The sequence below is a fragment of the Tenacibaculum sp. AWR4_210 genome, assembly GCF_056160945.1.
Genome location: NZ_JBSWYF010000006.1, coordinates 298,547 through 313,892 on the forward strand (window position 1 = coordinate 298,547; position 15,346 = coordinate 313,892).

Annotated in this window: 11 protein-coding genes and 1 tRNA gene; 7 read left to right on the forward strand and 5 right to left on the reverse strand. The window is 39.2% G+C overall.

What is annotated here, in order from left to right; all coding sequences use genetic code 11:
• The first annotated feature begins 10 nt into the window (after positions 1–10).
• On the forward strand, positions 11–940 hold the full coding sequence (locus tag ACXAG7_RS13170) for a homoserine kinase (RefSeq protein WP_476667066.1): 930 nt from the start codon (positions 11–13) through the stop codon (positions 938–940).
• A 13-nt stretch (positions 941–953) separates the two neighbouring features.
• The gene (gene thrC, locus ACXAG7_RS13175) at positions 954–2,243 is read left to right on the forward strand and encodes a threonine synthase (RefSeq protein ID WP_476667067.1); all 1,290 of its coding nucleotides are present in this window, start codon (positions 954–956) and stop codon (positions 2,241–2,243) included.
• Positions 2,244–2,338: 95 nt separating this feature from the next.
• Here thrC and ACXAG7_RS13180 read toward each other — a convergent pair whose 3' ends face one another.
• The 4 genes from ACXAG7_RS13180 to ACXAG7_RS13195 all read right to left on the reverse strand — a co-directional run bounded on the left by ACXAG7_RS13180 (position 2,339) and on the right by ACXAG7_RS13195 (position 9,154).
• Entirely contained in the window at positions 2,339–4,807 is a 2,469-nt protein-coding gene (locus ACXAG7_RS13180; protein WP_408042872.1) for a C13 family peptidase, read from the reverse strand.
• 183 nt (positions 4,808–4,990) lie between these two features.
• Complete coding sequence (locus tag ACXAG7_RS13185; protein WP_476667068.1) at positions 4,991–6,172, reverse strand: AIR synthase related protein; 1,182 nt, start codon at positions 6,170–6,172, stop codon at positions 4,991–4,993.
• A 318-nt stretch (positions 6,173–6,490) separates the two neighbouring features.
• A complete protein-coding gene (locus tag ACXAG7_RS13190; protein ID WP_408042870.1) occupies positions 6,491–6,967 on the reverse strand; it encodes a GNAT family N-acetyltransferase in 477 nt (158 codons plus the stop codon).
• A 3-nt stretch (positions 6,968–6,970) separates the two neighbouring features.
• Positions 6,971–9,154 carry a glutamine synthetase III family protein gene (locus tag ACXAG7_RS13195; protein ID WP_408042869.1) on the reverse strand — a complete coding sequence of 728 codons (2,184 nt, stop codon included), beginning with the start codon at positions 9,152–9,154 and terminating at the stop codon, positions 6,971–6,973.
• Positions 9,155–9,349: 195 nt separating this feature from the next.
• Here ACXAG7_RS13195 and ACXAG7_RS13200 point away from each other — a divergent pair, with 195 nt between their 5' ends.
• The gene (locus ACXAG7_RS13200) at positions 9,350–10,360 is read left to right on the forward strand and encodes a glutamine synthetase beta-grasp domain-containing protein (protein ID WP_476667069.1); all 1,011 of its coding nucleotides are present in this window, start codon (positions 9,350–9,352) and stop codon (positions 10,358–10,360) included.
• Between the two features lie 50 nt (positions 10,361–10,410).
• Here ACXAG7_RS13200 and ACXAG7_RS13205 read toward each other — a convergent pair whose 3' ends face one another.
• Positions 10,411–11,352 carry a calcium/sodium antiporter gene (locus tag ACXAG7_RS13205; RefSeq protein ID WP_408042867.1) on the reverse strand — a complete coding sequence of 314 codons (942 nt, stop codon included), beginning with the start codon at positions 11,350–11,352 and terminating at the stop codon, positions 10,411–10,413.
• A gap of 529 nt (positions 11,353–11,881) precedes the next feature.
• Here ACXAG7_RS13205 and ACXAG7_RS13210 point away from each other — a divergent pair.
• The 4 genes from ACXAG7_RS13210 to ACXAG7_RS13225 all read left to right on the forward strand — a co-directional run bounded on the left by ACXAG7_RS13210 (position 11,882) and on the right by ACXAG7_RS13225 (position 14,659).
• A complete protein-coding gene (locus tag ACXAG7_RS13210) occupies positions 11,882–13,210 on the forward strand; it encodes an SPFH domain-containing protein (protein WP_408042866.1) in 1,329 nt (442 codons plus the stop codon).
• A 936-nt stretch (positions 13,211–14,146) separates the two neighbouring features.
• Complete coding sequence (locus ACXAG7_RS13215) at positions 14,147–14,299, forward strand: SsrA-binding protein (RefSeq protein WP_408042865.1); 153 nt, start codon at positions 14,147–14,149, stop codon at positions 14,297–14,299.
• 10 nt (positions 14,300–14,309) lie between these two features.
• Complete coding sequence (locus ACXAG7_RS13220; RefSeq protein ID WP_476667070.1) at positions 14,310–14,537, forward strand: putative signal transducing protein; 228 nt, start codon at positions 14,310–14,312, stop codon at positions 14,535–14,537.
• A gap of 48 nt (positions 14,538–14,585) precedes the next feature.
• A tRNA-Arg gene (locus ACXAG7_RS13225) sits at positions 14,586–14,659 on the forward strand.
• Positions 14,660–15,346: the final 687 nt, after the last annotated feature.

Genomic DNA, 15,346 nt, shown 5'->3' on the forward strand with positions numbered 1-15,346 from the left:
GGTACACAACATGGATAGCATAAAAATATTTGCCCCAGCAACCGTAGCCAATGTTTCCTGCGGGTTTGACTCAATGGGCTTTGCCATTGAGAATTTAGGTGATACGATGTATTTTGAAAAAACGGAGACTTTGGGCGTTGAAATTACTGAAATTACCGGTGCCGAAAACCTTCCTCTTGCAGCGACAGAAAATGCTGCTGGCGTAGTAGCGCTCGCAATGTTAAAAGCCGCTAAAGCTACTTTTGGGATTCGGATGAGCATCGATAAAGGCTTCACTCCAGGTAGTGGTCTCGGTAGCAGTGCTGCCAGCTCTGCGGGTGCTGCTTACGGTGTCAACCAACTTTTGGAAGCACCCTTTTCAATTCTCGAACTTACAGAATTCGCAAGGCTTGGGGAACAAGCAGCATGTGGGAGTCCTATTGCCGATAATGTCGCGGCTGCCCTGTACGGTGGATTTGTTTTAATTCGCAGTTACAGCCCCCTTGATATTGTTCGACTCCCCGTACCAGAAAGTCTACGCCTGGTAGCCATACATCCGCAAATAGAAGTAAAAACAAAAGACGCTCGAGCAGTATTGCCCGAAACCGTACCACTAAAAGACGCCGTAACCCAGTGGGCAAATGTAGGCGGACTGGTAAGTGGCTTGTTTATGAACGATTATTCGCTCATTCAAAAGTCGCTCGTAGACATTATAGTAGAACCTGCCCGCAAACATTTGATTCCACATTTCGAGGACGTAAAAACAGCTGCCTTAGAAGCGGGTGCTTTAGGCGCGGGAATTTCAGGTGCTGGTCCAACCATATTTGCACTTGTTGAAGGAGAGCAAAAGGCCGAAGCTGTTCGCGAAGCTATCGATTCCAGCTATGCAAATAAAGCTATCGCCTACAAAATATACAGCTCGAAAATCAACACTCGAGGAGTCCAAATCATAGACGAATAACAACAACACAACAATGAAATATTACAGTTTACATCAAAACGCTCCTGCGGTCAGCTTTAAAGAAGCTGTAATCCGAGGATTGGCCCCCGATAAAGGGCTCTATTTTCCGGAAGACATTAGTCCTCTTCCTAAAGAATTTATCGACAATTTAGCCGATTATAGTCGTGAAGAAATCGCTTACCGAGCCATTGCTCAGTTTGTTGGAGATGAAATTCCAAAAGACGAACTGCAGAAAATCATCAAAGAAACATTGGCTTTTGACTTCCCTGTAGTACCGGTTACCAATGCTATAGCAAGCCTAGAACTGTTTCACGGTCCAACTATGGCCTTTAAAGACGTTGGGGCACGTTTTATGGCTCGCTGTCTTGGGTATTTTAATCGTGATAATGAAGATGAAGTAACTGTTTTGGTAGCTACTTCTGGTGATACGGGTGGTGCTGTGGCTCACGGTTTTTTAGGAGTCAAAGGTGTCAAGGTAGTCATACTATACCCTAGCGGAAAAGTCAGTGACATTCAAGAAAAGCAATTGACAACCCTCGGACAAAACATCCAAGCACTAGAGGTAGACGGCTTTTTTGACGACTGTCAGGACATGGTAAAACAAGCATTTTTAGACACTGCCATTAAACCGACCTTAACCTCTGCAAACTCTATTAATATAGCGCGTTGGCTACCGCAGATGTTTTACTTTTTCTTTGCCTATAAAGAACTGTACCAACAACACGAAGATATCGTATTCTCTGTACCGTCAGGAAACTACGGAAATATCTGTGCTGGTATTATGGCACAGAAACTAGGTCTTCCTATAAAACATTTTGTTGCGGCGGCAAACAGCAACAACACGGTAACCGAATACTTGAAACACGGAACTTATTCTCCTAAACCATCAATTGCTACTATTTCAAATGCCATGGATGTAGGGAATCCGAGTAATTTTATTCGCATTGAAAAACTGTTCGACAACAATTTCGAACGTTTAAAACAGCAGTTTTCATCCTACTCGTACAGCGACGATGCTACAAGAGAAGCCATGAAAGTACTGTTTAACCAACACCAATACCTTAGTGACCCTCACGGTGCAGTGGGGTATTTAGGCGCAGTCGATCACCTTCAAAAATATCCTGAAGACTACTGCGTTTTTCTTGAAACGGCACATCCTGTAAAATTTTTGGAAACTGTGGAACATACTGTGGCTACCAAAGTTGCCATACCTCCGCAAATTGCAGCGGTTTTACCAAAAGAAAAATCTGCAATTCCCATAAGTAATTACCGTGAATTAAAGCAATTTTTAAACAAGGAATAAACGACAAAACGATCACCAAAAGGTGATCGTTTTTCACTTAAAAGAACAGGCAATCTCCTCAGAGATCACCCGTCATATATACTCAAACGGTAACACTATTCTTTTACGATGCGCTGTTTTGAGATAACGCTATCACCTGCCGTAATGGTCACGATATAATGTCCTTTAGCCAAGTGTTTCAAGCCCAAACGCTTTTGATGCTGTCCTTTTGATGATTTCCCACTGTACAAGGTCGTGCTTCTTCTCGAAAACAGTGACTGAGCCGTAACTCGAACATACTCTGACTTCAACAAATAGTAATTCGCAATAAGATACTCGCTGGCAGGATTAGGGTACACTCCCTTCACTCCTTGACCGATTTGAACTTGATCATCTGTTTCTTGCTTTTTAGTTTCTTCATAGGTCAGTGCAAATCGCTCACCTCCTTCGAACCCTTCTTTTCCTTCCTGAATGATATCCACTAAAAATGGGTATTTAGCCATGTCGGTATTCTTCAACTTAAAAGCTAATTTCAACTCAAATCGTTCTTCCGGTTTTAAAGGTATTCTTCCCAATACCGCTTCTGGCTTTAAAAACTGCACAGTATTTTCATTAACAACCTCTACACCTTCTGCAAACCCATTTCCTTTCCAACGCTCAAACAACTCAGGACTCATCGTCATTTGAATAGTTCCGTGCTCTAAGAACAAGGCTCTTTTCTTATTTGCAAATCCGCCGTCAAACAACCTCAAATTAATCAGCGCCTCCTGCTTGTGAATATTTCTAACAAATACCGATGTACTGATATTATTACTCGGATTTGTATCGTGCACTGAAACATTTTTCCAAGCTATATTATTATTTTGTTTGGTATTCCAATTTACACTGCTCCCTTCTGTACCGATAGGGTCTATTTGGGAAATAACTCGTGCCACTAAACAAAAATGGTGGATGTCTGATTCAAAATTTGAAGGTTTTGGTGGGTACCAAGGAATTTCCACGATTACCTCTCCATTTGGCATTACATCGGGAATATCTACAGGAACCGAAGTAATTTCATCACCGTGTAAAATATAATTCCCATTAGCCCAATCATAAAAATTAACCCAGTGTAATGGCCAAGACAAACCTGTTGACGCCTTTGAATAATACAAACGTATTTTAGCATCCGTAATTGGAGCACAACCTCTGTTTTTTACACGGATATACACACCGTTAGGACTGGTATTTTTGTATTCTGGATTTTGGTGGGTGGTTCCATTATCCATATTCTGACGTACCCAAATATCAGGACTGGTCCACATAGGTCCAGTAAAGGCATTGGGCTCTACTCCTGTATCAGTTACAGGATGATTAGGTGTTGCATTGTCACGGATGTACAAATCTCCCGTTCCGTTAAGCGTAAGTTGCTCTCCTAAATTTGTAGGATTCTCATCGTATTGAGGTGTTTCATTCTGCGAATCATTTGTCTCTGCATACAAAAACGCTTCACGCATTGAAACAACAGTATCACCGTTACTATCCGACACTACCGCCGTACCATTTGGCAACGCTTCGTTGACAGCAGAAGTCCAATAGTACACAAATTCGTCCGTATTGATGGTTGGTCCCGCCCACGACAATTCCGTGTGTTTCGCAGCTGTTGCAATTACCCTGTTCGGTGCCGAAAGATCGTCGATAAATCCACCACTATTACACTGCTCCATCACTATAGATATTTTTCCTGCATTCACCTTGTCGACCTCTACGGCAAACTCATCGTCTGTAATCGTTTCTCCCCATAAATACAACAAGGTATCCCAAGCAGAACTTCCTGCATTGTCAACACCACCGTGATCCGTAGTAAAAATGAACAATTCATCTTCGTCATTTAGAGTAGCCCCCAAAGTATTAAACACAGAAGTAATATTTGCATGCGTTGCTGAAAACTGAATATCATTATCTCCATCACCATCTAAATCGGGGTTAGAATTTGTTCCATTGGAAATATCTACAGCCGTATTCAAACCGTCTGACATTAATACGAATATGTTATTCTCGTCATATCCGTACTTATTAATAAGCGTACTATACACAAAAGAACAGTCATTCCAATAGCGTATGTGGTTTGCTCCTTGACTCCATCCACCACTGATAATCACTGCGTACTTATTAGATGCGGTACCACAGGCGATGTTGTTTTCCTTGATAAATTTCAACACGCGTTCAGGGGTTTTTGTCTTTTTGCGAAGGACCTTCATTTCGTGTATCCAATCGGGAGGTGTACTTCCTTTTACGAGTTGTAACTCTCCTGTTTCTACACCGACAAACACATAACGACAGGGATGTTGCCAATTGGCATACGGATTGTCGTCTAAGAAGAAAAACCAGGAAGCTTGCTTAGGCCCGCGTACGACCTGATTGAATGCTTTGATTTCCTCTCCTTGTTTGAGAGGTCGTTCAGCAGCATAAACCCACTGTTCATACTCATTGGTAATGAGTTCTTTTTCCTGAAGGAGCTTAAAAGCCTCTTCTAAAGATATTTGTGCCTGTAATGCTCCAAAAGAACACAAGGCTATCCAAACTAAAAATACTTGTTTTTTCATAATCTTTGATTTGATTGGTTAGTGATGCTAAATTACTGTGAACCAACAGCCCAACAACTAAGCAAACCACTAAAAAACAAGCAGTTAAAACCCCTATTTTAATTCCAGATTTCTCCTGTAAACATAAAAAAAACTCCTAAATCACAGTGATTTAGGAGTTTTATACCTTATATCTTAGTTCGTCTATTGGTACTCAAAAGTTCCGTACTCACTAATAATCGTTAGTTTTTTCTCTGCAGAAGCCTCTACTCTACCAATTATTTTGGCAGCCACATTAAAAGACTCTGAAATAGCGATGAGTTCTTTAGCGACTTCGGGCTTTACATACAACTCCATTCGATGTCCGCAATTAAATACCTGATACATTTCTTTCCAATCCGTTTTAGACTGCTCTTGTATTAATTGGAATAATGGCGGAACCTCAAACATATTATCTTTTACAATGTGAAACTCGTTGACAAAATGTAAAATCTTCGTTTGTGCACCTCCTGAACAGTGTACCATTCCGTGAATATCATCAGATCCGTACTTCGAAAGAATCTCCTTGATAATTGGAGCATAGGTTCTCGTTGGAGACAATACCAATTTACCAGCATCGATCGGCGCATTATCAACTGCATCCGTTAACTTCGTATTTCCTGAATACACTAATTCTGAAGGTACGGAAGCATCAAAACTTTCCGGATACTTTTCAGCCAAGTATTTGTGAAAAACATCGTGACGTGCAGAAGTCAATCCATTACTTCCCATACCACCATTATACATTTTCTCGTAAGTGGCTTGTCCGAAAGATTCCAAACCTACAATCACATCACCTGCTTGAATATTTGCGTTATCGATAACTGCGTCACGCTTCATTCTCGCAGTCACCGTCGAATCGACAATTATGGTACGTACGAGATCACCGACATCTGCCGTTTCACCTCCAGTAGAATGAATGGTTACACCGAACTCTTTCAATTCAGCGATCAATTCTTCCGTTCCATTAATAATGGCTGCAATCACCTCACCAGGAATTAAATTTTTATTACGCCCGATGGTCGATGACAACATAATCTGATCTGTTGCACCTACACACAGCAAATCGTCAATATTCATAATTAAGGCATCTTGCGCAATTCCTTTCCAAACAGATAGATCACCTGTTTCTTTCCAATACATATACGCCAGAGAACTTTTAGTTCCTGCGCCGTCGGCATGCATGATTAAGCAATAATCATCATCCCCTGTTAAATAGTCGGGTACAATTTTACAAAAGGCCTTTGGGAATAGCCCTTTGTCTATATTTTTGATTGCGTTGTGTACATCTTCTTTAGCAGCTGACACCCCGCGTTGGGCGTAGCGCTTTGAAACTTCTTGACTCATTCGTTGTGTTGTTGTTATGTTGTTTGCGAAATTACTTTAAAAAGGGCAAACTATCAAAGCATAGCATGAATATTATACAGAAAATCAGTGGTCTAATACGATCTAAACCCCATGGTAAGCAAAGCTCCAACAAACACCACAAACAACTACTATTTAACCACTTACAAGAAAAACACAGACTTTTTAGGGTGTTTTTCCTTAGTGTTCAACAAAAACGAAATAGTACTTTTATGACAGCTTATACTTAAGGGGAAAACATAAGCTTACACAAAATCTTGCGAGCCTACTCCGAAAGGAGTAGGCATTTTTGTTTTGTTATTAGCTGAGAATTTGCAAGCCTATATCTTTTTTAAAACAAATACTACTCATCACCTCCTTATAAGGCTCGTAGTTAGGGATAATCCCATACTCATTTTTTCGATACAAATTTACCGCAGAAGCCATGGTTTTACTCGTTTCCAAAATAATGTGTTCGAAGCGAAGTTCTCGAGCCCATTTTTCTAATTCTTTCAAGATATAGGTCCCGATATTCTGGCCGCGATGTTCTCGCTCAACATACATCCTTTTAATTTCGATGGTCTCTTTGTTCAGGACTTTAAAAGCTCCACAGCCCACCACTTCATCATCACTGTAACACAGTACCACATGTTGAATAGCGTCGAGTGTATTATGCTGCTGGAAAAATGCATCTTCCTTGCCGTTGATGGTAGTCAAATACGCATTTAACTTTTCTACCAATTCCATAAAATCTCGATCTGTCGCTGTTGTTCTAACAAGTGTAAGTACTGTATTCATAAGTTATCTAGTAAATAATAATTCTCTGTATTTAGTTAAAGGCCATAGGTTGTCATCAACCAATAACTCTAATTTATCAGCATGATAGCGTATTTCCTCAAAGTAAGGACGCACCTTATAACAATACGCATCTGCATTTTTTTGTCCTTTAAGTTTATTGGCACTCTTGCGCTCTTCGGTCATCAATTCAATTTTTGAATTCATTTCCGCAATATGGCTGGAAATTTTCTTAATCAACTTGATTTGCTCACTAGCATAGGTTTCGTAATGCTCCTCAAAAATTTCTTTGAGTCCTTTAACATTCGTTATCAAGGTATTCTGGTACTGAATTGCGATGGGTATTACGTGATTTCTAGCCACATCTGCTAACACCCTACTTTCTATTTGGATGCGCTTCACGTACTCCTCCAACTCAATTTCATGACGCGCTTCTACCTCTACTTGATTCATCACCTTCATTTCTTCGAATAAGGCAATCGACTTCTTGGAAACTTTAGCTTTTAGCGCCTCTGGAGTGGTCTTATTATTACTCAGTCCACGTTTTTTGGCCTCCTTTTCCCAAGCTTCCCCATAACCGTCTCCTTCGAATCTAATTTTTTTAGATGCTTTAATGTACTCACGAAGTACATTAAAAACGGCCTCATCCTTTTTTAAGCTCTTAGACTCTACAAGACCGTCAACTGCGATTTTAAACTCTTTTAATTGCTTTGCGATGATGGTATTCAATACTGTCATTGGCCCAGCACAATTAGACCAGGACCCCACGGCTCGCAGTTCAAACTTATTTCCGGTAAAAGCAAAGGGAGAGGTTCTATTTCTGTCTGTATTATCTAATAAAATCTCCGGAATTTTCCCAACGATATTCAGTTTAAGGTCTGTCTTTTCTTGAGGTGATAACTTTCCTTTCGTTACATTTTCCAACTCGTCTAACACCTCTGACAATTGGGTTCCAATAAATACAGACATAATTGCTGGCGGTGCTTCATTGGCCCCTAAACGGTGGTCATTACTCGCACTAGCGATAGAAGCACGAATAAGCTCTTCATAATCGTGTACCGCCTTAATCGTATTCACAAAGAAGGTCAAAAACTGCAAATTCTTCATGGGAGTTTTCCCTGGACTCAATAAATTAACCCCTGTATTTGTAGACAAGCCCCAATTATTGTGTTTTCCAGATCCGTTGATACCAGCAAATGGCTTTTCGTGAAATAACACCTTAAAATGATGACGTTGCGACACCTTTTCCATCAAATCCATCAACAAAGAATTGTGATCGACGGCTAAATTGGCCTCTTCAAAAATGGGTGCTAACTCAAATTGGTTGGGTGCCACCTCATTATGCCTAGTTTTTACAGGAATTCCCAGCAACATACACTCTTGTTCGAGGTCTCGCATAAAATTCATTACTCGCGAGGGAATGCTCCCAAAATAGTGATCGTCTAACTGCTGACCTTTTGCGGAAGAATGCCCCAACAAAGTACGTCCGGTCAACATGATATCCGGACGTGATGCCGCTAAAGCCTTATCGATTAAAAAATACTCCTGCTCCCAACCGAGGGTAGCACTTACCTTTGTTACATTTTTATCAAAGTATTTACACACGGCCGTTGCCGCCTCATCAACAGCCTGCAAAGCGCGTAACAAAGGGGCCTTATTATCCAAAGCCTCCCCTGTATAGGCAACAAATACTGTAGGAATACAGAGGGTGGTTCCATAGAGAAACGCTGGAGATGTCGGATCCCAAGCAGTATATCCACGTGCTTCAAAAGTATTGCGAATTCCCCCATTCGGGAATGAAGAAGCATCTGGCTCTTGTTGTACTAATTGACTACCGTCAAAACGCTCCATAGCGCCACCACTATATAAGGTATCAAAAAAGGCATCGTGTTTTTCGGCGGTTGCTCCGGTCAACGGTTGAAACCAATGCGTATAGTGCGTTGCTCCTTTTGACACTGCCCATTCTTTCATCCCCAAGGCAATTTGATCAGCAATTCGCCTATCTATTTTCGTTCCGAACTCAATAGCATCACGAACACTTTGATAAGCCTCTTTACTCATGTATTGTAACATGGCTCGTTCATCGAACACATTTTCAGCAAAAAGTGCTGACCTTCTCTTCTCTTCGATAATTGCAATGGGTTTTCTATTCAAAGTTTCCTGTAAAGCCCCAAAACGAACTGCTGACATATATATAAGGAGTTTAATTTCAGTCAAAAATAACAAATAACTAGCAACACCCCCAAAAAAAAGAGGGGTAATCAACCAAAAAAGTGTTTTTATAAAAATAACCCCACAAAAATTTGGGGGTATTTAAAAAAATAATCATTTTTGCATCAACAACACAACACAACAACAATAGCTTATTATTAAAAAATAAAATTCATGACAAGATCTAAATTAGAGTACATTTGGTTAGACGGTTACTATCCAACTCAAAACATGAGAAGTAAAACTAAAGTAGTAGAAGACTTTAGTGGGAAATTGGAAGACTGCCCTGTATGGTCGTTTGATGGTTCATCAACGAAGCAAGCAGAAGGTGGAGATTCTGACTGTTTATTAAAACCTGTTGCTATTTATCCAGATCCTGCTCGTAAAGACGGTTTTTTAGTAATGACTGAAGTTTTAAATGCAGATGGTACGGCACATCCTACCAATGCACGCGCAACTATTGACGATGATGACAATGATTTCTGGTTCGGATTTGAGCAAGAATACTTCATCATGGACACACACACTCAACTTCCTTTAGGCTTCCCTATCGGAGGATATCCTGGACCACAAGGTTTGTACTACTGTTCTGTAGGAGGTAGAAATACTCACGGAAGAGATTTCGTAGAAGAGCACGCTGACTTGTGTATCGAGGCTGGTTTAACTTTTGAGGGAATCAACCAAGAAGTAGCTTCAGGACAATGGGAATTTCAATTGTTTGCTAAAGGTGCAAAGAAGGCAGGAGATGAAATTTGGGTAGCTCGTTACTTATTAGACCGTTTAACGGAAAAGTACGGTTACTACATTGAGTACCACCCAAAACCAGTAAAAGGAGACTGGAATGGTTCAGGGATGCATGCAAACTTCTCAAACACTTTATTACGAACTTGCGGTAGTAAGGAAACTTACGAAAAAGTTTGTGAGGCTTTCCGCCCAGTAGCAAAAGAACACATCGACGTTTACGGTGAGTTTAACGACCAACGATTAACCGGACTACACGAAACAGCTTCTATCAACGACTTTAGTTATGGAATATCTGACCGTGGGGCTTCTATCCGTATTCCAATTATTACAGTGGAGCAAGGATGGAAAGGTTGGTTAGAAGACAGAAGACCTGCTTCTAACGCTGATCCGTACAAGGTAGCTGGTAGGATTATCGAAACAGTAAAGAGTGCTAATATTTAATACTCTTTAATCCTCAAAAAAAATCCTCTGAAGAAATTCAGAGGATTTTTTTATGCGATAGTTTGGTAAACAAAGAACACATAAGCTGCAAGTAGTAAAACACCATCTCGCCACCCTAAACGCATTCCTTTCGGTATAAACACCAATGGCAAAATGACAAAGGAGATTGCCAACATCCAAAAAATATCTTTTGTAATTAAGGTTACTGCATCTGCCTTCACTTCTACAGGCGTAATCATGGCTGTAATTCCCAGCACTGCTAAAATATTAAATACATTAGAACCGATAAGATTCCCCAATGAAATGGCTTTTTCTTTTTTCATTACGGCAATAATCGAAGCTGCTAATTCAGGAATACTAGTTCCGACAGAAACGACGGTTACTCCAATAACAGCATCACTTACCCCCATACTTTTAGCAAGTGTTTTGGCTCCGTCAATCAATAATTCAGATCCTCCCCAAAGTCCAAGTCCTCCAATAATTAAAAACAAAGCTATTTTAAACAAAGGTAGGTCCTCATCATCTTCAGGCATTTCATCAACGACAGCCTGCTTTTGAAAACGCAATAAATAGACGAGAAAGGCGAGTAATGTACTGAACAAAATCACCCCTTCATACGATTGTATCGTTTTATCAAAAGCGATAAACACGTACAACAAAATCGAAGCAATCATCATCACGGGCCAATCCGTTTTATAAAAACTCTTTTCCACATCTATGGGCGACAAAATGATAGTTACCGCTAATACAAGTGCAATATTTGCAATATTCGATCCAATAACGTTACCTACTGCCAACCCCGTTGCTCCATCTAAAGCCGACTTAACACTGACGATTAATTCGGGAGCAGAGGTCGCAAAAGACACTACTGTCATTCCTATTACTATTTTGGGTATATTCAATTTTAAAGAAAGCCCAACTGCTGCTTTCAGCAACCAATTCCCCCCTAAAACCAACAACACTAATCCAAGTAGGATATATAAAACACTCATAAAATTTGTTTTTTTTGCGAAGATAGGATTTTGAACAGAATATACCTCATGGTCCTACCTCTGAACACGACTTTTTCAGCGAGCTTCAATCGCAAGAAAAATCACTTCGCAGCAAAACAAAAAAAATCAAAACCGTCTAAAAACTACTTTTTGACACTTGATTTTCCTTTAGTTTTTAATTCAGGCAAAATTCACCCCTTTAGTTCATTACACTTTTACACCCTAAAACAACTTTAAGACTACAATTTAAAACAAAACCCAAGGAGACATAGTTACAAAAACAAACAATATCGACTTTTTTACCTAAAACTATTCATCCAATTCAATTAATTCCTATCAAAAGGTTTGGACACTGAATTTGCTTTCTCATATATTCGAAAAACAATTCCGGAATAACCAAAAATAATTAACCAAAAAACAACCAAAAACCAATGATCACTATTGCTTTAAAACTGATTGAATTTATCATGTCTGTCATCTCAATCATTTTAGACTTTTTTAATTAATCAACATTAAACATCACTATACTATGCTAACAGTAATTGGATTTTTATTAATTATTGCAGGGATTGCCACCCTCATACTCAAGGGAATTTTCACTGACAACAAAAACTTAAAGTGGTTCACCGCCGCAAAGAGCCTTCAAATAACTCTCTTAGGAATCATCCTCAGTACTATTTCAGGCATGTTCTTTTACGCAGAACCTGGTACAGCCTACGCCGTACAATATCCTTGGGGTACTCAAAAAGGAGTATTCAGACAAGGGATTAACACAAAAATGTGGGGACGCCTCATTCCTATTCAGTTTGAAATGCCAATCAAGTACGTCATTCCCAACAAATCAGGAGCACTGGGAGACCAAAGTAGGTATGCCTATGTAGACAAAGCTAGACAATGGGAATTTAACGATGCGGTGAAAGGAGAAATTGCAACCTCCATTGTAATTAGTATCGATATCTCTGATGAAAAGCAATTTTTATCGGTTGCGGACAGGAATAAAACAGAAAAAAACTTAATACGTTCACGTATTATTCCCAACATTGATCAATCCATAAAAAACACCTGTAAGCTCATGGCAGCTCAAGACTATATTTCAGGTCAAGCGGCAGATTTTGATAGGTATTTCCAAGATCAGCTTGAAAACGGAATGTATGTTTTGGAAGAATTCAAAGCTTCTGAGAAACCAGAGATTATTGGTGACAGTACTGTGGTACGCACCATTCCTAATAAAGAATCGAGGCAAAAGAGATTTCGAATAAAAATGAAAGATGGCGAGCCTGTTCGTGTACGTGGAAACTCACTAAAATCGTATGGTTTAACTGTTGTTCAAGCCGTAGTTACGGAAATTGATTGGGAAGAAACATTTGACAATCGCTTACAGTTACAAAAGGAAGAGGTAGCACAAACACAGTTAGAAAAACAGCAAGCGGAACGTGAATTTTATCGTGCGCAAAAAGAAAAAGCCAAGGGAGAGGCTGAAAAAGCCAAAGAACGTGCTCGATTAGAAAAAGCACAAATTCAACAAACAATTGCTGCAGAAACTGAGGCTAAGGTTGCCGAGTTCAACTTAATAAAAGAAAAGAAACAATACGAGGTTGAACAATTTAAAGCAAAAAGTAAAAAAGTAGCTGCCGACGCACAATACTATGAAAACGCAAAACTAGTAAGCGCTGGACTAACACCTCAAGAACGCGCAGAATGGGAATATAAAACAGCTGTAGGAGTCGCTAAGCAATTAAAGGATTTACGACTACCAGCAACCTATATAGAAGGAAGTAAAGGAGGAAACAGTGGGAATTTGCTACAATCATTAATCGGAGCTGAACTAGCAAAGAAAATGATGGATAAGAAAAAGTAACAAAAGTTAAGCTACTGGAAAAAGAGAAAGAACCGCTATGAACTAATAAACTGCTATGAAAAAACTAGAAGAAGAGAAAGAACCGCTATAAACTAATAAACTGCTATGAAAAAGCTAGTAATAGAGAAAGAACCGCTATGAACTAATAAACTACTATGAAAAAGCTAGAAGAAGAGAAAGAACCGCTATGAACCAATAAACTGCTATGAAAAAGCTAGTAATAGAGAAAGAACCGCTATGAACTATTAAACTGCTATGAAAAAGTTAGAAAAAGAAAAAGAACCGCTATGAACTAATAAACTGCTGTGAAAAAGCTAGAAGAAGAGAAAGAACCGCTATGAACTATAAACTGCTATTAAAAAGCTAGAAAAGGAAAAAGAACCGCTATGAACTAATAAACTGCTATGAAAAAGCTAGAAGAAGAGAAAGAACCGCTATGAACCCATAAACTGCTATGAAAAAGCTAGAAAAAGAACCGCTATGAACCCATAAACTACTATGAAAAAGAAAAAGAACCGCTATGAACCAATAAACTGCTATGAAAAAGAAAAAGAACCGCTATGAACTAATAAACTGCTGTGAAAAAGCTAGAAGAAGAGAAAGGACCGCTATGAACTATAAACTGCTATGAAAAAGCTAGAAAAGGAAAAAGAACCGCTATGAACTATAAACTGCTATGAAAAAGCTAGAAAAGGAAAAAGAACCGCTATGAACTAATAAACTGCTATGAAAAAGCAAGAAAAAGAAAAAGGAAAAGCCTCAACACATCAACAAAAAAAGAGGAGTCATAAAAATTGTTAAAAAAGAAAAGTCAACGTTTTAACTACGACTAAAAGAAAAGCAAGTACTCGGCAGGATGTTTGCAGCATCCTGCCTGAAAGCTAAAAAAAGTATTTAATTGATTTTCACTATTTTTGATTTATCAACTATTAAAAAATGAAAAAACAATTATTCACCCTATTAGCAAAGCTAAACAAGCTCATGTTACCTTCATTAAGTAAACGAAGAGTTGACCTTGCAAAGGCCACCAAAATTCAATTAGCATTAATTGGCTGGAGGACCTATGTTACCATGAATTCACTAAAATAAAACTATTAATATGGAAGAGTACATCAAAGTTTTCACTGGATCGGGAATCTTAGTAAACCGATTAAACCACTTATTAAAAGATCAAAATATCACCACCATGGTGAAAGACGAGAAAGAATCTGGACGATTAGCAGGATTTGGCACCACCGGACCCTCCGTAGAGCTACTTGTGTTACATACTGACATTGAGAAATCTAGCGAAATCATTGAAAATTTCAGAGAAGAAATCTCAAAATAATTTTCACAAACTAAAAAATAGTTCTATATTTGCACCCGCAATTAGCACGGCCTCGTAGCATAACTGAATAGTGCACTTGATTACGGCTCAAGAGGTTGCAGGTTTGAATCCTGCCGAGGTCACAACAAGCAGAAAGTCCATCCTTTTAGGATGGATTTTTTTATGTTATAAAACGAATGCAAAACCTTAGTTTTGGATAGAGTGTAATAACTTAAAAAAATTACGCTATGCGTAAGGGACTTTCTATTTTCAAGAGAGAGCTCAATCAGGAAAGGCAAAGCCAATCCTGCATACCCATTACCAACCTTTCGGCAGGATTCCCCAACGCACCACCTGGCTCTTCATTATTAGAGGACTACTAGACCTCGAATGAACATTCAGCCCTTGCCGAGGTCACGAATAAATCAACAAAAAGTTGAATCTGAAGCAAGCTCAAATAAAAGAGCTTGCTTTTTTATTTGAGTGAAACGAAGATTCTTTTGTTGATTTTCAAAGCGGAGCTTTGTCAGGATAAATAACGTTAATCCGACAGAATTTTCAATAAGCAGAAAGCTCATCCGTTAGGATGCATTTTTCAAACGAAGGCAGCAGAAAATTTATTTTACTGATGGAGTAGTAAGAAAAATAACAACGAAGTGAGAGGCTTTCTATTTTCAAAAGAGAGCTTTGTCAGGAAAAACCTAGTTAATCCTGCATACCCATTACTAACCTTTCGGCAGGATTCTCCAACGCACCGTCTGGCTCTTCATTATTAGAGGTCTACTAGACCTCTAATGAACATTCAGCCCTTGCCGAGGTCACGAATAAAT

What these genes read in the sequence shown, in the direction of transcription:
- ACXAG7_RS13190 (WP_408042870.1), bottom strand. Translation starts at nt 6,967, where the DNA reads ATGAATACAGTACTTACACTTGTTAGAACAACAGCGACAGATCGAGAT.
- ACXAG7_RS13210 (WP_408042866.1), top strand. Translation starts at nt 11,882, where the DNA reads ATGCTAACAGTAATTGGATTTTTATTAATTATTGCAGGGATTGCCACC.
- ACXAG7_RS13215 (WP_408042865.1), top strand. Translation starts at nt 14,147, where the DNA reads ATGAAAAAACAATTATTCACCCTATTAGCAAAGCTAAACAAGCTCATG.
- ACXAG7_RS13195 (WP_408042869.1), bottom strand. Translation starts at nt 9,154, where the DNA reads ATGTCAGCAGTTCGTTTTGGGGCTTTACAGGAAACTTTGAATAGAAAA.
- ACXAG7_RS13170 (WP_476667066.1), top strand. Translation starts at nt 11, where the DNA reads ATGGATAGCATAAAAATATTTGCCCCAGCAACCGTAGCCAATGTTTCC.
- ACXAG7_RS13220 (WP_476667070.1), top strand. Translation starts at nt 14,310, where the DNA reads ATGGAAGAGTACATCAAAGTTTTCACTGGATCGGGAATCTTAGTAAAC.
- ACXAG7_RS13185 (WP_476667068.1), bottom strand. Translation starts at nt 6,172, where the DNA reads ATGAGTCAAGAAGTTTCAAAGCGCTACGCCCAACGCGGGGTGTCAGCT.
- ACXAG7_RS13200 (WP_476667069.1), top strand. Translation starts at nt 9,350, where the DNA reads ATGACAAGATCTAAATTAGAGTACATTTGGTTAGACGGTTACTATCCA.
- ACXAG7_RS13180 (WP_408042872.1), bottom strand. Translation starts at nt 4,807, where the DNA reads ATGAAAAAACAAGTATTTTTAGTTTGGATAGCCTTGTGTTCTTTTGGA.
- thrC (WP_476667067.1), top strand. Translation starts at nt 954, where the DNA reads ATGAAATATTACAGTTTACATCAAAACGCTCCTGCGGTCAGCTTTAAA.
- ACXAG7_RS13205 (WP_408042867.1), bottom strand. Translation starts at nt 11,352, where the DNA reads ATGAGTGTTTTATATATCCTACTTGGATTAGTGTTGTTGGTTTTAGGG.